The organism is Clostridia bacterium (assembly GCA_026414765.1).
GTDB lineage: Bacteria > Bacillota > Clostridia > Acetivibrionales > DSM-27016 > SKW86.
Genome location: JAOAIJ010000052.1, coordinates 128286 through 148480 on the forward strand (window position 1 = coordinate 128286; position 20195 = coordinate 148480).

The 20195-nt window shown below is 38.0% G+C and carries 17 protein-coding genes, 1 tRNA gene and 1 other annotated feature; of the genes, 13 read left to right on the forward strand and 5 right to left on the reverse strand.

Translation table 11 applies throughout. The features are described 5' to 3' along the window. Positions 1–5: 5 nt before the first annotated feature. The 4 genes from N3I35_19540 (at position 6) to N3I35_19555 (ending at position 5385) form a co-directional block, all read left to right on the forward strand. Positions 6–2012 carry a HAMP domain-containing histidine kinase gene (locus N3I35_19540; GenBank protein MCX8132275.1) on the forward strand — a complete coding sequence of 669 codons (2007 nt, stop codon included), beginning with the start codon at positions 6–8 and terminating at the stop codon, positions 2010–2012. 239 nt (positions 2013–2251) lie between these two features. Next, entirely contained in the window at positions 2252–2695 is a 444-nt protein-coding gene (locus N3I35_19545) for an ACT domain-containing protein (protein MCX8132276.1), read from the forward strand. Positions 2696–2708: 13 nt separating this feature from the next. After that, complete coding sequence (locus N3I35_19550) at positions 2709–3959, forward strand: homoserine dehydrogenase (GenBank protein ID MCX8132277.1); 1251 nt, start codon at positions 2709–2711, stop codon at positions 3957–3959. Positions 3960–4035: 76 nt separating this feature from the next. Beyond that, positions 4036–5385, forward strand: a complete 1350-nt coding sequence (locus N3I35_19555; protein ID MCX8132278.1) for an aspartate kinase — start codon at positions 4036–4038, stop codon at positions 5383–5385. Between the two features lie 79 nt (positions 5386–5464). Here the strand turns inward: N3I35_19555 and N3I35_19560 are convergent, their stop codons facing one another. Beyond that, on the reverse strand, positions 5465–5962 hold the full coding sequence (locus tag N3I35_19560) for a hypothetical protein (protein MCX8132279.1): 498 nt from the start codon (positions 5960–5962) through the stop codon (positions 5465–5467). 210 nt (positions 5963–6172) lie between these two features. Here N3I35_19560 and N3I35_19565 point away from each other — a divergent pair, with 210 nt between their 5' ends. Then, complete coding sequence (locus N3I35_19565) at positions 6173–6952, forward strand: hypothetical protein (GenBank protein ID MCX8132280.1); 780 nt, start codon at positions 6173–6175, stop codon at positions 6950–6952. A gap of 18 nt (positions 6953–6970) precedes the next feature. On the opposite strand, the gene N3I35_19570 is transcribed toward N3I35_19565, so the two are convergent. The 4 genes from N3I35_19570 to N3I35_19585 form a co-directional block, all read right to left on the reverse strand. After that, a complete protein-coding gene (locus N3I35_19570) occupies positions 6971–7825 on the reverse strand; it encodes a L,D-transpeptidase family protein (GenBank protein MCX8132281.1) in 855 nt (284 codons plus the stop codon). A 238-nt stretch (positions 7826–8063) separates the two neighbouring features. Continuing rightward, on the reverse strand, positions 8064–8534 hold the full coding sequence (locus N3I35_19575) for a chemotaxis protein CheX (protein MCX8132282.1): 471 nt from the start codon (positions 8532–8534) through the stop codon (positions 8064–8066). 110 nt (positions 8535–8644) lie between these two features. Further along, positions 8645–8720, reverse strand: a tRNA-Val gene (locus N3I35_19580). A 102-nt stretch (positions 8721–8822) separates the two neighbouring features. After that, positions 8823–9650 carry an AraC family transcriptional regulator gene (locus N3I35_19585; protein MCX8132283.1) on the reverse strand — a complete coding sequence of 276 codons (828 nt, stop codon included), beginning with the start codon at positions 9648–9650 and terminating at the stop codon, positions 8823–8825. Positions 9651–9957: 307 nt separating this feature from the next. Between N3I35_19585 and N3I35_19590 the strand changes: the two genes are divergently transcribed. From N3I35_19590 to pheS, 8 genes are all read left to right on the forward strand, one after another. After that, on the forward strand, positions 9958–11517 hold the full coding sequence (locus N3I35_19590) for a UDP-glucose--hexose-1-phosphate uridylyltransferase (protein MCX8132284.1): 1560 nt from the start codon (positions 9958–9960) through the stop codon (positions 11515–11517). Positions 11518–11541: 24 nt separating this feature from the next. Next, positions 11542–12732 (forward strand): galactokinase, encoded by a 1191-nt coding sequence (locus tag N3I35_19595; GenBank protein ID MCX8132285.1) that lies wholly within the window; start codon positions 11542–11544, stop codon positions 12730–12732. Positions 12733–12734: 2 nt separating this feature from the next. Beyond that, positions 12735–13721 carry a UDP-glucose 4-epimerase GalE gene (gene galE / locus N3I35_19600; protein MCX8132286.1) on the forward strand — a complete coding sequence of 329 codons (987 nt, stop codon included), beginning with the start codon at positions 12735–12737 and terminating at the stop codon, positions 13719–13721. A gap of 109 nt (positions 13722–13830) precedes the next feature. Next, on the forward strand, positions 13831–14694 hold the full coding sequence (locus N3I35_19605) for a class I SAM-dependent methyltransferase (GenBank protein MCX8132287.1): 864 nt from the start codon (positions 13831–13833) through the stop codon (positions 14692–14694). Positions 14695–14714: 20 nt separating this feature from the next. Then, entirely contained in the window at positions 14715–15398 is a 684-nt protein-coding gene (locus N3I35_19610; GenBank protein ID MCX8132288.1) for an RNA pseudouridine synthase, read from the forward strand. Between the two features lie 243 nt (positions 15399–15641). Beyond that, complete coding sequence (locus N3I35_19615) at positions 15642–17213, forward strand: L-lactate permease (GenBank protein ID MCX8132289.1); 1572 nt, start codon at positions 15642–15644, stop codon at positions 17211–17213. 115 nt (positions 17214–17328) lie between these two features. Further along, complete coding sequence (locus N3I35_19620; protein MCX8132290.1) at positions 17329–18687, forward strand: MFS transporter; 1359 nt, start codon at positions 17329–17331, stop codon at positions 18685–18687. A 49-nt stretch (positions 18688–18736) separates the two neighbouring features. After that, positions 18737–19055 (forward strand) — a binding site (T-box leader). Positions 19056–19134: 79 nt separating this feature from the next. Next, a complete protein-coding gene (gene pheS, locus N3I35_19625; protein ID MCX8132291.1) occupies positions 19135–20154 on the forward strand; it encodes a phenylalanine--tRNA ligase subunit alpha in 1020 nt (339 codons plus the stop codon). Positions 20155–20195: the final 41 nt, after the last annotated feature.

Here is a 20195-nt window from a genome sequence, read left to right on the forward strand (position 1 = left end):
GTATTATGAGGGGTGGTAAAAAGTCTGTAGGAACTTTCATTATGCGGCATAGTAAGATGGGTATAGTTCTTACTTATAACGTAGTAACGCTAGTTATCGGTATTGTGTTTTTCCCTATACTTCCTGTTATTATGGGCTATCCTCCAGGATTTCTGCCAGTAACGCAGACACTTGGAACAAGCTACTTGTTACAGTATATTGTTATTCTGGTTCTGGCGATAACCACTGGTACCGTTGCACTAATTACAGCTTTTAAAGGTTTAGGAAAGTGGAGTGAATTTATAGCCTCAAGTACGGAATACACCAAGCAGCTTCAGGAAATAAGAAAAAAGTGCATAAATATACCTTACTTAATATATATATTCCAGATATTTTTTATTAGTATCCCAATAATACTGGTTATGATTTTCGTTTATATCATTACTAAAATTCCTGTTGTTACTTTATTGAAGATAATTACAGCTGTATTTTCATTCTTTTCCCTTGCTGCTATCGTATCACATACTTTTTCTAAGCGTATATTCACGCAAATACTTCTGAAGACATATAAGGGAGAGGAATTGCAGGGAATTAGAATAAGTCTGAGAAAGAAAATATTCCTTCAGATGCTTCCTATATCCATTGTTGCAATTCTATTCACCGGGATGCTCGGATACTCCAGATTAATGGAGGAAAAGGGCGACCTGGTCTATAAAATTTGTAAAAACTATCTGTTCGAAACTGTAGAAAAGATAGGAGATGCAGAAGAGCCCGAAAGAATTTTTGAGACGTTAAAAGGCTTGGAGATAGAGGGGACAAAAATAAGCTATTTTGTTGTTACTGAAAAAGGGAAGTTTATTGCTTCAGACGGATATAAACCTACAGCTTTCTTTAACTATTATGTAAAAAATCCGCTGAATGGCGACAGAATATATGGTGACACTACAGAAGTCCAAGGGGTAGAAACCAGAGTCAAAGGGAAGAATGGTGATTTTCTCGTTGGAATAAGATTTGAGGTAGCCTCAGAAAGAACAGTAGTATTCTTTTTGGCAGCATTTTTTATTCTTCTTATATTTAATATTTTTGTCTTATACTTTTTTTCGAAGTCTTTATCGGGTGAAATTTCCCTCGTTGCGGACAGTCTCACGGAAATTGCTGAGGGTGAGTATGTAGATCTTGATAGAAAGCTGGCAGTTGTATCAAATGACGAATTAGCTGATTTGGTAATATCCTTCAACAAGATTCAGGAAAGAGAAAAAGAGCATATAAGGGAAATAGAAGAAAAACATGCGATTATGATGGAACAGGAGAGGCTTGCATCTTTAGGACAGCTAATAGGAGGAATCGCCCATAACTTGAGAACGCCTATCATGTCCATTGCCGGAGCTATAGAGGGGTTGAAGGATCTTATAAAAGAGTATGACGAATCAATTGATGATGAAAAAGTAACAAGAGAAGACCACCACGAAATAGCAAAAGAGATGAAATCATGGATTGAGAAGATGAAGCCGTATTGTACATATATGTCCGATATTATCACTGCGGTAAAAGGACAGACTGTACAAAAGGGAAATCAGGAAGAGAACAGTTTCACACTTTATGAACTCCATAAAAGAATAGAAATTCTTTTTGAATATGAGCTGCGAAAACAGCACTGTAAACTGAACACAGTGTATAATATGGATATGGATACAAGGATACAAGGCGATATAAGCGTACTTGTACAGGTTTTGAATAATCTTATTGTAAATGCAGTAGATGCATATGACAGTTCAGGTGGAAATATTGAACTTACTGTTAACCGGAGTGAAAAGGTTATAGAATTTATAGTCAGAGATCATGGAAGAGGTATACCTGCAGACCTGCAAAGCAAGCTGTTTAAAGAGATGGTGACCACAAAAGGTACTAAGGGGACGGGATTGGGTCTATACATGTCTTATTCGAATATTAAAGCCAGATTCTGCGGGAAAATGAGGTTCGAATCAGAAGAGGGAAAAGGAACTGCATTTTATATCTATATACCTGTGAAATAAGTTGATGAGCAAAGTCAGGTAATAAAGAAAAGGAAGATTATATCAAATATGATCTTCTTTTTTTGTATATTTTGTATTATGACATGAATTCATGTTTACTGCATCACAATATTCTACAATAATCTATACTATATACAAAATTTGAATAATTTTTCTGTATATATTGAATTTTCTATGAAAATATGCTAATATACACAAAGAGAATACAAGTGTGCACCGCACGAGGACACGGAGGGCTTATGAATAAGAATTCTACTTACTTTCTTGTCGACGCTTCAGTATTGCCTGAGGTTTTTTCGAAAGTCATAGAAGTAAAAAAGCTTCTAAGTAAGGAAAAAATCAAGGCTGTAAATGAAGCTGTCAAGGAAGTGGGATTAAGCCGCAGTGCTTACTATAAATACAAGGATTTTGTATTTCCTTTTTATGAGACCTCAAGAGGTAAAGTTATTACCTTATTCTTTGTTGTGGAAGATTTTTCGGGCATCCTATCGAGTATCATCAATAAAATTGCTGCTGCAAAAGCTAACATTTTGACTATAAATCAGAATATTCCCATTAATAGTCTTGCTGACGTGACCATCTCTATAGAAACTGCGGGGATGGTAGTAGAGCTGGAAGAATTAATGGATGAGATAAGCAAGCTTGAAGGTGTAAGACGACAGGAAATTCTAGCAAGAGAGTGATGGAGGTAGGTTTATGGTATATATAGGTATATTGGGTTATGGTGTTGTTGGATCTGGAGTTGCTGAAGTTATCAGAAAAAACAGCTCCAGTATAAAAGTAAGGGCAGGAGAAGAAATCAAGGTAAAGAAAATTCTTGATATCCGTGATTTTTCTGACAGCCCTGACAAAGATGTCCTGACAAAAAATTCGGATGATATATTCTCTGATGATTCAATAAGCATAGTAGTAGAAACAATTGGTGGAGCCAGAATAGCATATGATTTTACTAAAAAGGCCCTGCAAGCGGGTAAAAGTGTAGTAACCTCAAATAAAGAATTGGTTGCAACACACGGTCCGGAACTTCTAAAACTTGCCAGGGAGAATAATGTAAGCTATCTTTTTGAAGCAAGCGTTGGTGGAGGTATACCGATCATACGGCCTTTAAACAGGTGTCTGGCTGCAAATGAGATAAGCGGAATCATTGGAATACTCAATGGGACAACCAATTACATTCTTACCCAGATGAAGAGGGATGGGAAAAATTTTGCTGAAGCACTGAAGGAAGCTCAGGAAAAAGGCTATGCAGAAGCAGATCCCACTGCTGATATCGAGGGACATGATGCTTGCAGGAAAATAGCTATTTTATCATCAATTGCATATAATGAATTTGTAGACTATAAAGATATTTACACTGAAGGAATTACCAGAATCAGTCTTGAGGATATGCATTATGCTGAAGCTATGAATTCTGCAATAAAACTCATTGGAATGAGTAAACGTATTGATGGAAAGGTTTTTGCGAGGGTAAGTCCGGCGTTGGTCAGTAAAACCAGCCCATTGTCTAACGTTGAGGATGTATTTAATGCAATAGTTGTTAAAGGTAATGCTATTGGAGATGCAATGTTTTATGGACGCGGTGCAGGAAAGCTTCCTACTGCAAGTGCAGTGGTTGCAGATGTAATTGATATAGTGAAGCATGCGGAAGGCACTATAGGGACTACATGGGTAGTAAAGGAAGAGAGTAACACAATTAATAAAGATGAAGTAGAGACAAAATTTTTCATAAGAGTAAAAACTGAGGATATAAAAAGAACAGAGATTTCCATAGGGGAATTATTTGGAAATATAAACAGGGTCAAAACAGGGAATATATCTGTTGAGGATGAAGTTGCTTTTGTAACAGGAAGAATACCTGAAAAACGCCTTGCGGAAATTGTTAATAAACTGAAGGATTTTGAATTTGTTATTGATATAGCAAACATGATCAGGGTTTTGGATGAATAGGGTATAGGTCGGGATGCATGGCTGTTCATAATTAATTAGGTTTAAGGATAGTTTAAACAGAACGGGGGATTATTCGATGAAAGTAGCAAAATTTGGTGGTACTTCTATGGCTAATGCAGAACAGATAAAAAAGGCATGCGACATTGTGCTGGCAGATGCTGAAAGAAAGCTCGTAGTTGTATCGGCGCCTGGAAAGCGCTATAAAGAAGATATAAAGGTAACTGACCTTCTTATAAACTGTGCAGAAAAGTTTCTTAAAAACGGTTCTGCGGAAGAAGAACTTATGGCTGTTGTAGGCAGGTATGCAGAAATCGCTGCTGATTTCAACCTTTCAAATGAAATAGTTGAGGTTATAGAAAATGACCTCAGACAAAGACTATCGGCAGATACGGATAATGCGGGAAAATTTATGGACTCGTTAAAGGCTGCAGGTGAAGATAACTGTGCTAAGCTTGTAGCAGATTATTTAGCCAGTAAGGGTATTGAAGCACGTTATGTAGATCCAAGGGAGGCGGGCTTGTTTCTGAGTGATGAGTTCGGTAATGCGAGGGTGCTTCCAGAATCCTATGATAATTTAAAAGCCCTGAAAAGCTATAATGGAATTATGATTTTCCCCGGATTTTTCGGATATTCAAAATCAGGAGATGTAGTAACTTTTTCGAGGGGTGGCTCTGACATAACCGGGTCAATACTGGCTGCTGCTGTAAAAGCAGAGGTTTATGAGAATTTTACAGATGTTGATTCAGTATTTGCTGCAAACCCTAATATTATTGAAAATCCAAAACCGATTTCTGTTGTTACATACAGGGAAATGAGAGAATTATCATATGCAGGTTTTTCCGTTTTGCATGAAGAAACTCTTGAGCCTGTATACCGTATGGGTATTCCCGTAAATATAAAGAACACAAACAATCCGTCAGCACCGGGTACTTTTATTGTTCCTGACAGAGAGAACACTGACGGTCCTGTGGTAGGTATAGCAAGTGACAAGGGCTTTTGCAGCATATATGTAAGTAAATACATGATGAACAGGGAAATAGGTTTTGGACGTAAAATGCTGCAGATACTGGAAGATGAAGATATAGCTTATGAACATACTCCATCCGGTATAGACAATATTTCAGTAATATTAAGAGAAAAGCAGCTGGATAATGACAAGGAAGAGCGTATCATAAGGCGTATTAAGGATGAACTGAATGTAGATGATGTTTCTGTTGAACATGATCTGGCAATGGTTATGATTGTAGGAGAAGGAATGAGAAACACTGTCGGGATTATGTCCAGGGCAAGCTCAGCCTTTGCATCTGCAAATGTTAACCTTGAAATGATAAATCAGGGCTCTTCTGAAGTAAGTATGATGTTTGGTGTAAAAGCAAATGACGCTACCAAAGCTTTGAAGGCTTTATATAAAGAATTTTTTAGCTGATTTTATGATAAGCATAATTAAGATATAAGAAATAAAGAGAAGTCTAAACAAAGAACCTAGTGTAGAATAGGTTCTTTGTTTATTTTTCATATGGATCGCAAATAGGATCGGAATTTCTTAAATTGAACAAGAATATCGGAAGCAAGAATGCCGGGAAAATACTTAATACTGTGTATAGTAATGCTTTGTTCTTACCCCTGTACATCTTGTACAGATAATATAGTGCTGCTATCGAAATGATCAGATTGGCAAAACCCAGCAAGGAGCCAAGGAAGTAAACCCTGTCAAATATCATTACAATTAAAGATGCGGCAGGAAGGAAAAACTCCGGCCTGGCTATATCTATACCGAATATTCTAAGTCTATTAAGCAGCTTGCCTACTATATAAAGCTGCAAAACAGGAATAAATGCAAGCCAGCCGAACTCTATTCCACGGCGCTGTGCCATTCCATACAGTCCGCAGGCCGCGAGTATGTATAGACAAATACCAATAAGCACAACAAGCAATAAAACAGCGGCTCCTAAAGCAAGTATTGTACCAGCAATGCCAAGAAGCCCAAACTCCCCAGAAAACATTTGTCAACCTCCTGTAAAAAGATATCTTAATTCTATATTAAATACACCTTTATTGCAAATGTGTGTAAAAACATAATAATCAGAGATATTTATATGTAAAGCTGCGGGAAGTATCCCTTCTGCGAGGCAAAAGAACTGAAAAAGTATTTGACAAAGTCTTCTACATTTTAGAAAATAGTAGGGTAAGATTATGTTTACATGGAGAGTGAAATGGAATCAAATTATAAGCCCAAAATGCTGAAAAGCGTAAGCGAGTATCTATCTAAATCTACCAAATTCTACGACTTAAAAGGAGAGTACACAGCTCCTGTCGTTTTTGTACTTGTTTTAGCGGTAAATTTCTTAAGTTATTATCTTTTTGGATCTATTTCTTACGATATAGATTTTTCAAAACCTGAAGGTCTGGAGAACTTAAAAGCCGCTTCCTCACAGATGATATTGGTTTTTTTTGTCACTAATATTCTGACGAATCTTATTTCTGCAGTTTACTTGCATTCATACATCAGAGAATTGAAAGGTGAGGTATGCAAGTTGAAAGATAGTATCGCTGTAACAGGTAAGAACTCCATAATGATAGTATTTACTTATCTTACGGTTTTCATTTATATTCCTGTTTATGCGCTACTGCTCAAACTGCCGGATTTGACAGCTTATGTGGCGTCAGGTATCTTTACACTTGTTGCTGTTTTCTTCATAGTCTTATATTTTGTTCTGATATTCAGTACATGTTATATACAGGATAAGGGAAGTAGAATTTTCAGTGCCTTTAGGGCAAGCTCAAATCTAACCAAAGGGCATAAGATAGAAATATTTAGTATTATCCTGATTTTTAAGTTCCTATCTCTTGTGTTTATGTTTTTTGCCGTATCTTTTGTACCGGCTCAGGATAATGGGATTATTGTTTTTTTTGTTGAATCCTTTGTCAGCACAATAATAAGCTTGATAGAGATTAGAATTGTGGGACTGATGTATTTTGATCTTGAGTACTAAAAACAGGAGAATGATTTTTCATTCTCCTGTTTTGTTTTCTTGTGGAGGTAGCTCCGGGGGTGCTTGTATTTTTTGTTGAAGTTTTTCCTGTTCTTTTTTCTTCTGTTCACTACGCTGCTTCTGTTTTTCCAATATTAGACTGTAAGTTTGATTTGTAACTTTTCCGTTAACCCTGATTTTATTATCCTTTTGAAATTTCCTTATGCTGTTTGAAAGGCTGCTGCCGAAAACTCCATTAGGATAACCATGGAAATACCCAAGTTCCTTAAGATTTTTTTGCACTTCCAGCACATCTGATCCGATATCACCACTCTTAAGTACTCTGAATACTCTATTTGTGTGTGAAATTGTCACTGTAGTACCATGAGGAACCATTTTATATAATTCTGCAACATCTTTATTTTTCATCCGTATACAACCTTTTGAAGAATTTGATTTTCCTATGAACCAGGGATAGACAGTTCCATGTATTCCATATTTACCCCAGGGTACGTTGAAACCCATCCAGGAACCTCCAAAGCCTTCCCCCCATTTATCTTTATTTACTATTCTCCACGTTCCTAAAGGAGAAGGGGTAGTTGGTTTACCGCCTGAAACAGGATAGGTTTTAAGGAGCTGGTCATTTTTATATACATACAGCATCAATTGGTCAAGATTGATGTGTATATGATACCCTTTTCTAACCGGTGTTTTATCTTCTTTTGCATCTTTTTGAGATTCTGACGGATCCTTGAGAGGTGAACCTTCAATCTGTGTAGTTTCAAGATAGCTTGGATGCGAGTCGTCAAGTATTAAGATATTATCCCACAGGTAAAATGCTATAAGGAAGAAAAGTGCGGCGCACAGAATAACTATAAATCTCTTATGCAGCAAAATCATACCCCCATAAACTTACTATAGTAGAATTTGAACAATTTGTTATACATTATTTATATGAAGGTAGTTGATGTTATATATTAAGGGTGCAAGTCTATTTTTAAAAAAAATTGCCAGCGGATAGGGATGAGCTATATCCAAAAAAAGTGTGAAATAAAAAACTCCTTCTAAAAAGGAGTTTAGCAGTGTCGCGGTACTTTATTCTTATCAGAAATCATAAGGAATCAGTGGGTAATCAATCGTTTTCTATAAAAGATATGTCAATTTCCAAAGAGCCTCCAACATTTAGCATGAGAGGAATTGATACTGTAGTCAGCTTATTTGGTGAAAACTGCATGTTATCGCCTGTAAGTATTGTCGGAGGGGTAATGTCTATATTTAGGCCTTTACCATAGAAAACTGTGGCGGTATTTCCCATTATCATATTTCCTAATTCTGACAATGCGCTTTTTGCCATTTCATCCAGCTCAGTTACGGGCATGCCCATCATCATTGCGGATGCTATACTGCGTGCTACGTCCTTGCTCATGGAGAAAACTGCCTGACCCTTTATTTTCCCGGTTATACCTACTATAATAACAACATTACTGCTTGAATACGGAGCATTTTTTACATAAACTTTTCCTAATGTTAAATCAATTGCTGCTACTTCCTTAAGTACATTTTTACTCGCTTCGATAAATGGATTGATATATTGTACATTCATAGAGTTTTCTCCTGTGGATTGTATTGTTTACAATGAAATTGCTAAAATAACATTTAGGAAGTGCTTGAAAAAGTAAGCAGAGAGTTTTATTAATAAAACTCTCTGGATAATGGTGGGCAATGAGGGGCTCGAACCCCCGACTTTCACCACGTCAAGATGACACTCTACCAGCTGAGTTAATTGCCCGTAAAAACTTGATAAATCAATTGATGTTGTATATAAGGTTAATTTATATTATAGATAATATTTTAAATGCTAGATAAAATGCTGTCAAGTGTTAATCTTTTCTCAAATACAAAGTGATTTTCTATAGTCCCTCGGAGAAACGTGCTTTATTTTTTTAAACGCCTTTGAAAACAACAGTTGATCTTCATATCCCACAGAACGGGAGATGTCGCCTATCGATAAAATACGGTTGTGCATGAGATCACAAGCTTTATCAATCCTGAAGTTTATTAAAAATTCCTGCGGAGATACCTTAAGATACTCTTTAAAAACAGAATAGAGGTAGCTCCTGTCCAGACCTATATAAGACGCCAATTCACATATGCTGATCTCACGTGAATAGTTCATTGCAATATATTCTACTGCTTTCTTTATATAGATCTCCTTTTTATTTTCATTGTTGTCATAAGTATGGATACTACCTAAAGTTTCAATTAATTGGGACAGGAAAACATATAAAAGGCCGAGCATACGTATTTCTCTTCCTTTCCCCAAGTTATTTGAAGCAATCATTTGTGAAAGACAATCTTTTAAGAAGTCGTCATTGTCATATGTAAATACAGGGGTATTTGCAGTTAGACCTGCACGCTTTAGGTATGTCTCAGCTTTTACTCCGTGGAAGCCCACCCAGGAGTATCTCCATGGATCTTTATTATCAGCCTGGTAATAAGTTGCTGTATTAGGGCAAATAAGAAATCCCTGGCCGGCTTTTAATTCATAGGAGTTGTTTCCTGTTTGAAATACACCTTTTCCCTTTATGATATAGTGTACTAAAAAGTGATCCCTTACCGCCGGTCCCCAATAGTGTCCGGGGGTACAGTCTTCTATGCCACACCTGTACATGTTCAAATCTGTATGAACAGGCTTGTTAATATATATCTTTTCTAACAAAACATTTCACCTGTTTCCATAAATGTTTTCGTATATACAGCAAATTGAAATTATTTGGCAATAAAGCTTAGAATAGATGCTTGTATTATGTGGATTTTACTCAGGTAAACTAAAGCTTTACAACATTATAACATATTTACATAACATATTGCTATTTACTTTAAAATGCTATGACTTAAAATGAAACTATAAGGAACATATCAATTACGGATGAATTCCTCTTCTTTGTTTATTCGACCAAAAGCGGATTGCAGAATGGACTGATCAAAATAATCATATCATATATGATATCAATAGGAGGCAAATCATGCATAAGATAGAACCTGCTTATGAAATAGAAAGACTCCTCAAATTTGGACAACACTGGGGCTTGTTGGGCAAATGGGATATTGTTCCTGTACGGAATGCAATACTGGACCTTCTTCAGATTTTTGAGCCGTTTGAAGGAAATGTAGATGAGAAGGTAGATAATTGCCCTGCAGGAATTCTGAACAACCTGCTTGATTATGCTTTCCAGACAGGTCTTTTAAAAGAGAATTCAATAACTTATAGAGATCTGCTGGATACAAAAATAATGGGTCTGATGATGCCGGGACAGTCCCAGTTAATCAGGAATTTTTATGATACAGTAAGGGAAAAATCCGTAAGGGCAGCTACAGATGAGTATTATTCATTGTCCAAAGCATCAAACTATATAAGGACGGACAGGATTGAAAAGAATCTGTATTGGGTTTCGCCAACAGAATATGGAGATATTGAAATTACTGTAAACCTATCAAAACCTGAAAAAGACCCAAAAGCTATAGCAGCGGAAAAAAATATGAAAAAGAGCGATTACCCTAAGTGTCTGCTATGTGTTGAGAATGTAGGGTATGCCGGTAGAGTAAACCATCCTGCAAGGCAAAACCACAGAGTGATTCCGATTGAGCTAAGCAATGAACAATGGTTTTTTCAATATTCACCTTATGTTTACTATAATGAGCACTGTATTATTTTTTCTGAAACACATCGCCCTATGAAAATAGATAAAAAAACATTTGTTGGACTGCTTGATTTCGTAGAGCAAGTACCTCACTATTTTCTCGGATCAAATGCCGAGTTGCCTATTGTTGGCGGATCAATACTGAGTCATGAGCATTTCCAGGGGGGACACCACAGATTCCCGATGGAAAAGGCCCTGGTAGAGAGAGCTTTTACATATAAGAATTATCCGGGTGTTAAGATTGGGATTGTAAAGTGGCCTATGTCTGTTATCAGGATAGCAGGTAAAAGTAAATATGATCTGGCGGAAGTGGCTGGATACATATTGGAACAATGGAGAAAGTATAGCGATAATACGGCAGATGTACTGGCATTCAGCGAAGAAAATGGGAGAAGCGTTCCTCATAATACAATAACACCTATTGCAAGGGAAAATCAGGACCAGGAATTTGAATTAGATCTGGTACTAAGAAATAATCGTATCTCAGAGGAATATCCGGATGGAATATTCCATCCACATAAAGAATTCCATCATATAAAAAAAGAAAATATCGGACTTATAGAGGTTATGGGACTGGCTGTACTGCCGGGAAGGCTGGATGAAGAGATGAAAGAAATAGAATCCATCCTTACGGGTAATAGGGAGTTTGATGAAAAAGAAGTAAAAAATGATGAAGGACTTGCAAAACATTTTCCATGGATTAAGAAAATGGTTTCTGAATATGGTACAAATAATGAAAAAACAGAAGCCACTAAAATACTGCGCATTGAAATAGGGAAGATATTTGCCTGTATTCTTGAGAATGCAGGAGTGTTTAAACGGAATAAGAATGGCACAGATTCATTTATCAGGTTTATGGATCATTTGGGATTTAAGGCGAATTAATTTTTGTAAACTGGAGGTAAAATAATGAAAATAAAGAATCTGATAGAGAAATTCATTGGGATTTTCGGAGATAACGGGGAAAATCTGAGAGTATTCTCAGCTCCGGGACGTGTCAACCTTATAGGAGAACATACGGATTATAATGGCGGCCTCGTTTTCCCAGCTGCTCTTACATTAAACTCTACAGTAGTTGCAAGATCGCGTGAAGACAGACACATTAACCTTATAGCAGACGATCTGGGCGTGATGGTTTCTGCATCACTTGATGAACTTGATAATTATAGGGAGATAAAGTGGGGAAATTACCAGCTTGGTGTGGCGGATGAATTGCAGAAAGCCGGGTACAAGCTTACCGGATGTGACATGCTTTTTTATGATGCTGTTCCTTTAGGGAGCGGCCTATCTTCCTCAGCGGCCATAGAAATTGTTACTGCCATAACCCTTGTTACTCTGGGAAACGAAATACATGGTATAGATAAAGCTATAGATATGATTGATATGGCAAAAATCAGTCAGATTGCCGAACATAACTATATTGGTGTAAAATGTGGTATAATGGATCAGTTCGCATCTGCTATGGGAAAGGCTGGGCATGCCATTTTTCTTGATTGCAGGGATATGAATTATAAACATGTACCACTTGATATCAAAGGGTATAAGATTATTTGTTCAAATACTAAAAAGAAGAGAAGTCTGGCATCTGTAAAATATAATGAGCGGAGAATTGAGTGTGAAAAAGGACTTGGAGTTTTAAAAACTGCATTACCCGGAGTAACATGTCTGGGGGATATATCGGTAGAGCAGTTTGAAAAATATAAACACATTATTGAGGATGAGATAGTCAGAAAAAGGGTAGAGCATGTCATATATGAGGACGACAGGGTTTTAAGATCTATTGAAGCTTTGGAACGGGAAGACATAGAGTTGTTTGGAAGGTATTTGGTTGAGTCACACAATTCTTTGAGGGATCTTTTTGAAGTTACGGGTGAAGAACTTGATACACTGGTTGAAGAAGCTCTGAAAATTGATGGAGTGATTGGGTCAAGGATGACAGGAGCCGGTTTTGGGGGATGCACTGTAAGTATTGTCAGAGAAGAGAATATAGAAGAGTTTATAGAACAGGTTGGAGAAGCTTATTTACAGAAAATAGGACACAATGCGGAATTCTATGTAACAGAAACAGGTGATGGAGGAAGAGAAATAAAGGAGGTGTAAATATGGCAGTTTTGGTAACGGGTGGTGCCGGGTATATAGGGAGCCATACAGTTGCTGAATTATTGAGTTCAGGTGAAGAGGTAGTTGTACTGGATAACTTGCAAAAAGGGCATAGAGAGGCAGTGGTTGGCGGTAAATTCTATCAGGGAGACCTCCGGGATGATGAATTCATGGATAAGATGTTTGGCGAAAATGATATTAAGGCAGTAGTACATTTCGCAGCAGATTCGCTTGTCGGGGAAAGTGTAGGAGAACCGCTCAAGTACTACAATAACAATGTTGTTTCTACTTTGAAACTACTGAATAAAATGAAAGAACACGGTGTTAATAAGATAGTCTTTTCGTCGACGGCTGCTACCTATGGCGAGCCGGAAAATACTCCGATACTTGAAACAGACAGGACAGTTCCGACAAATCCCTACGGAGAGACCAAACTTACAGTTGAAAAAGCTTTAAAATGGGCAGATAATGCATATGGTATAAAATATACTTCTCTAAGATACTTTAATGCTGCAGGTGCTCATATGAGCGGCATTATAGGAGAAGATCACAACCCGGAAAGTCATTTGATCCCGATTGTTCTTCAAGTTGCTTTGGGAAAAAGAGAAGAAGTAAGCATATTCGGTGATGACTACAATACACCGGATGGTACATGTATCAGGGACTATATACACGTTACCGATCTTGCCCAAGCTCACATTTTGGCATTAAAGAAGCTGGAATCCGGGGGAGATAGCAGAATTTATAACCTTGGTAATGGAAAAGGCTTCTCGGTAAAGGAAGTTGTTGAACTGGCACGAGAGGTGACAGGTAAAGATATAAAAGCTGTGATTTCCGAAAGGCGGGCCGGCGATCCTGCTGTATTAGTGGCATCCTCGGAAAGGATACGAAAGGAACTTAACTGGCAGCCCAAATATAATGATTTAAGAACGATTATTGAAACTGCATGGAATTGGCATAAAAACAACCCTGAAGGCTACAGAGACTGATAAATCTATAAAAAGCTGTTATACTGGGCAAGCTTAGTATAATAGCTTTTATTTTTGATTTTACTGTGGTAAAATAGTCCAGATAAAACTATAAGGGGTTGTGCTAAAGATGCTTCTTGCTGATGATTGGAAAGATTATGAGTTGATAGATACCGGCGGGGGAGAAAAGCTAGAACGCTGGGGTAAATACATATTAAGGCGCCCGGACCCGCAAGCCATATGGCCCATATTGGACAAGTCAGGCAAGTGGGATAAGGTCAGTGCACATTATCATAGAAGTAAGAGTGGTGGAGGCACTTGGGAATATAAAACAAAGATGCCTGAAAGATGGATAGTTTCATATGGAGAGTTAAAGTTCCATGTTGAGCCTACCGGCTTCAAACACACTGGCTTATTCCCTGAACAAGCGGTAAACTGGAGATGGATTATTGACAAAATCCGTTCTTCAAAAGATAAAGTAAAGGTTCTCAATCTGTTTGCATATACGGGTGGTGCAACAGTTGCTGCTGCATATGCCGGTGCTGAAGTATGTCATGTGGATGCTTCAAAAGGAATGGTGGCAAGAGCCAAGGAGAATATACAGTTGTCAGGGCTGGCTGATAAACCTGTAAGGTTTATTACTGATGACGTTATTAAGTTTGTTGAACGTGAAAAACGCAGGGGAAACTGCTACGAAGCAGTTATAATGGATCCGCCTTCGTATGGAAGAGGTCCGGGAGGGGAACTGTGGAAGATAGAAGATGAGCTTTATAAGCTTGTTACTCTTTGCATAGACATACTATGTCCCAGACCTGTATTCTTTCTCATAAATTCATATACAACAGGACTTGCACCAACAGTACTGAACAATATTCTTTCCCTGTCTATGAGCAGAAAATTTGGGGGAAGAGTTACCAGTGATGAAATAGGTTTGCCATCCACTTTATCGCAGTTAGTGCTGCCATGCGGTGCTTCAGGCAGATGGGAAGCATAAGCGGGAGAGAGGTGCGTGGCATGAACATAAAAATTATTTATGAAGATAATCATTTGCTTGTGGTTGAAAAACCGGTAAATATACTATCACAGGCTGATGAGACAGGGGATGCTGATTTGCTGACACTTCTGAAACAGGATGTCAAGGTCAGGTATAGCAAACCCGGAGAGGTTTTTCTAGGTTTGGTTCACCGCTTGGACAGGCCTGTAGGTGGCGTTATGGTTTTTGCAAAAACCTCAAAAGCAGCTTCAAGGTTATCAGAACAGATACGGACAAGGAAATTCAAAAAGACCTATCTGGCTGCAATACATGGTGTACCTGAAAATGTAAGCAATCAGCTTGTGGATTATCTTATTAAGGATGGTAAAACAAATACTGTAAGGGTGGTTGATAAATCACATAAGGAAGCAAAAGAGGCTGTTCTTGACTATCAAATTCTGGACAACACAGATGACTTGAGTCTGGCCAGAATTAATCTGCATACAGGACGCCCTCATCAGATCCGTGTACAGTTTTCACATATCGGACACCCCTTATATGGTGACCAGAAATACGGTGCGGATAAGAACAAAGCAGGGCAGCAGATTGCCTTATGGTCGTACTCGATAGTCTTAAATCATCCGGTTCTTCGAACTGAAGTTGTGTTTAAATGTACACCTCCGGATGCTTTTCCGTGGAGTGTTTTTGGACTTGATGGGATTTGATAAAATTTTATCAAGTTTTTATATTTATGATTTTCTGGCCGATTTTCTGGGTAACTATATTCTGTAATAGCAATACATTTTTGCAGCAATCGGTTTTGCAACTGTTTAGCTATAGAAAACTTGTCGTGTAAGCTGATTTTTTTACTGAGTCTTATGATATGTACTATTTAAAGAGCTTATCATACTACCGCAATAGGTTAATCTGGCAGGTCGGCATAACTGATTACATTGGAGGTGGATAATATGTGGCAACAGTTACCGGTAAATATTTATCCAGCAGCAGTTATAGCAATTGTTCCATTGCTGTGGATATTTCTGGGTATGCTGAAATTCAAGCTTCCCGCATATAAAGTCAGCCTTATAGCAGTAGCAATTAGTATACTTCCGGCAGTGTTCATATGGAAAATGCCTTTGGTATACACGGCACAGTCATTGTTGGAAGGCATAATACTGGGTTTTTGGCCCATACTATGGGTGGTTTTTTCTGCGGTATTTACATATAACCTTTCTGTACGAAGTGGGGCGATGGGAAAAATTAAGACAATGTTGTCAGGAATCTCTCCCGATAGAAGAATTCAAGCATTAATTCTCGCGTTTGGCTTTGGAGGGTTTCTTGAAGCTGCAGCAGGATTTGGCACTGCAGTTGCAATTCCGGCAGGAATATTGGCAGCATTGGGATTTGAACCATTATTTGCAGCAATAATTTGTCTGGTTGCAAATACAATACCTGTTGCTTTTGGGGCTGTCGGAATACCGATAACTACTCTTGCAGAAGTGACAAAGCTTCCGGTAAATTCGTTGACGATTTATACTGCACTGCAGCTTCTGCCGTTTGTACTGATACTGCCTGCATTTCTTGTTGTGCTTACAACAGGCAATCTGAAAGGTTTGAAAGGTGTAGGGGGAATATCTTTGGCCAGTGGTCTAGCGTTTGGTATGGGTCAAACGTTGACTGCTTGGTTTATAGGACCCGAGCTGTCAGCTGTTATTGGTTCGCTTTGTGCCCTGGGCCTTTTAATTGTATGGATTAAACTTCTGCCTGTAAAAATTCCTTGGTATTTTCCGGGGGAGAATTGTAACAAAATAAAGACAACTCTGAATATTGATTTTGTTGAAGGACTAAAAGCCTGGAGCCCATATATACTGATACTTGTTCTCATACTTGTAACAAGAATGATTCCTTTCCTGGATTTCCTGAATCATTTTCCCTTTGAGCTAAAACAGCAGTTTTACTTTGGACCGGGCGGAAAACCAATGTCATTTAAGCTTATCACAAACCCCGGGACTGTAATTGTTGTTTCGGCTCTGATAGGAGCAGCTTTTCAGGGGGTGCCGGTAAAAACAATGTTTATTGTAGCGTGGGCTACTTTAAAACAGATAGCGAAGACCATAGCTACAGTGCTGTCCATAGTTTCTCTTGCTAAGATCATGGGATACAGCGGAATGATATCGTCTGTTGCTGCAGCACTGTCAAATATTACAGGAGGCTTTTTCCCGTTAATATCTCCATTGATAGGGGCACTGGGAACATTTATTACAGGCAGTGATACGTCAGCAAATGTACTTTTCGGAGAATTGCAAAAGCAGACCGCATTGCAGATAGATGCAAATCCTTCATGGATTGCTGCCGCAAACGCAAGCGGAGCTACAGCCGGAAAGATGATTTCACCACAGAGCATAGCAATAGCAACGACAGCAACAAATCTTTCCGGAAGTGAAGCGAAGATACTTTCAAAGACAATGAAATACGCTGCGGGCTTTGTAATACTACTTGGGATTTTTGTATATTCCATTAACTATTTCTTTATAAATTAAAGTAAGAATTATGTACAAAAAAATAGACTTATTTAGTATAGTTTTATGGCTTAAAATGTTGCTGCTTATGGTATAGAATATAAGTTGATTAACATATATTTGCGGGGTCTTTCAAATGAGTATAAAAGGATTATTCAGCAGCATTTATTTTAGCCATTCTCCGCTTACAAAAGCTGACTATCATAGGAGCAGAACTCTGTTTATTTTTGAAAATGTGACTGCTACGGGTATTTTTACGCTCACAAGCGGCGCGTTTTTGGCAGGTTATGCAGAGTACCTGGGAGCAAATGATCAGTTTAATGGTATTATTGCCGCAGTCCCTGCCTTGTCAGGTGTAATTCAAGTGATTTCACCTATGATTTTTGAAAAACTGGCAAGGAGAAAGTTTCTAATATCTTTATTCTGTATAATTTTCAGGTTGCTGCTTGGTACAATGGTCTTTATACCTTTACTTGTAGAAAGTAAGCTTATGAGGCTGAGTCTCCTTTTTGGGATGTATCTTGCAGCGTACCTCATGGTTTCATTCATTTCGCCTGCTGCATCTAACTGGCTTATAAACCTTACACCTGAAAGTATGAGGGGCAGGTATTTCGGGCGAAAAGATTCATATGTGCTGGCTTTGACTACAGTTATTTCACTTTTTATGGGCAAGATACTTGATATATATAAAAACAATGGAGATACGTACACCGGGTTCATACTGGTATTTGTGTTTGTTATCATCCTGGCAGTGACTAACTTTACAATTATTTCATCAATAAAAGAACCTGCTGTTTCTGTAAATAGAGTTCCGCTTAATATAAAGAGCGTACTTACAGTACCTTTGAAGGATACAAAGTTCAGAAAAATAGTTATGTTGTTTGTATTGTGGAATGTAGGCCTGCAGGTTGGCGGACCGTTTTTTGGGGTGTATCTGGTTACGGGCTTGAAGCTGAAATATACTTATATTATGATCATGAGTATGCTTCAGGCAATCACCAGTGTGATACTTGTGAGGTACTGGGGAAAACTTGCTGATAAAAGATCCTGGACCTTTACTACAAAAATGTCTATAGGTATTTTAGCTGTCTGCCATTGCATGTGGTTTTTTGTAAATCCGATAACGGCATATATTCTTGTTCCGGTTGGGTTTATTCTGGGGGGAGCAGCTTGGGCAGGCATAAATATATCACTTTTTAACATACAGTTTGCTTATTCGCCAGAAGAAGGAAGGACTGTCTACTTGGGTTTCAACGCAGCACTAGGTGGTATTGTGGGGTTTCTAACCGCCTTTTTCGGCTCATTTGTGGTAGGAAGCCTGGAGGGGCATGAACTCATGATATCCGGTTTTTCAATAGGAAATATGCAGGTTGTATTTGGGCTTTCAGGAATTTTCCTTTGTGGCTGTGTTGCATTTATACACCGTGTTTTAAGTGAAAATGGTAAGATTAGCGGAAAAAAGGATAAATATCAACATTCAGAAAAAATTTCATAAGTGTTGTATGATATAAAGTTTTGTGGTATAATAATACAAATTAATTTACTTAAATGCTATGAAAGAGAAAAGTAGGCGTGGATTTTTTATTCAGAGAGAGGATACCTGAAAAGCTATATAATAATGTTTTTCCGGCTGAAAGTATTCTTGTAAAATGAAACGTTGAAGTTCCCTCTGGAGCTGCATCCTGAACATATTGAGGTTATGTTACAGACTTCCATATAGAGTAGGCGATGACGGAGCAAACCCGTTAAAGTAAGAGAATAATAACTCGACGTGTTTTTGAGTACGTTATTCTAGCAAGAGTTTACTGTATTATGCAGTGAAAATTTGGGTGGTACCGCGGAATGATAACTTTCGTCCCTTTTGGGATGAAAGTTTTTTTGTGTTTTTGAATAAATAACCAATTATTTAAACAAAATTTTCATAGATAGGAGGAATCACAAAATGAAAGATCAATTGAATAATATCAAAATCCAGGCAGAAAAAGAACTTTCAACAGTATCGGCAATGCAGGAACTTGAGAATATCAGGGTAAAGTATCTTGGAAAAAAAGGTGAGCTCACAGCCGTACTAAGGGGTATGGGTGCTCTGTCGGCAGAAGAAAGGCCTGTTATAGGGCAGTTGGCTAATGAAGTGAGAGCATATATTGAAGGTAAGATAGATGAAAAAGAGTGTGATTTGGAATCAAAGGAAAAAGAGTTGAAATTTAAGCAGGAGGTAATAGATATTACCATGCCTGGTAAGAAAAAAGACTTCGGAAGAAAACATCCATTGACCCAGGTAATAGATGAAATCAAGGAAGTCTTCCTTGGTATGGGATACCAGATTGCAGAAGGACCGGAAGTGGAGCTTGATTATTTTAGCTTTGAAGCTATGAATATTCCTAAAAACCATCCTGCAAGAGATGTACAGGATACATTTTATATTGATGAAAATGTAGTACTGAGACCCCATACATCACCGGTACAGGCAAGAGTGATGAAAACACAGAAACCTCCGATAAGAGTAATATGTCCCGGTAGAGTTTACCGTTCTGATGATGTAGATGCTACACATTCGCCTGTATTCCACCAGATTGAGGCACTGGTTATAGATAAAGGTGTAACTATGGGAGACCTGGTAGGTACTCTGCAGGTTTTTGCAAAGGCTCTTTTTGGAGAAAAGACAAAAATACGTTTAAGACCTCATCACTTTCCTTTTACCGAACCAAGCGCAGAAGTGGATGTATCCTGCTGGGGCTGTGGTGGAAAAGGCTGCAGGATATGTAAGGGCGAAGGCTGGGTAGAAATACTGGGAGCTGGTATGGTGAATCCAAAGGTTTTAAGAGAGTGTGGAATAGATCCTGATGAGTATAGTGGATTTGCTTTTGGATTAGGCGTAGAGAGAGTAGCCATGTCAAGATTTAATATTGATGATATGAGGCTTCTGGTTGAAAATGATGTGCGTTTTCTTAAACAATTCTAATGCGACGCTAGGTTGCTGAATAAGATTGAAAGGAGTTTTAT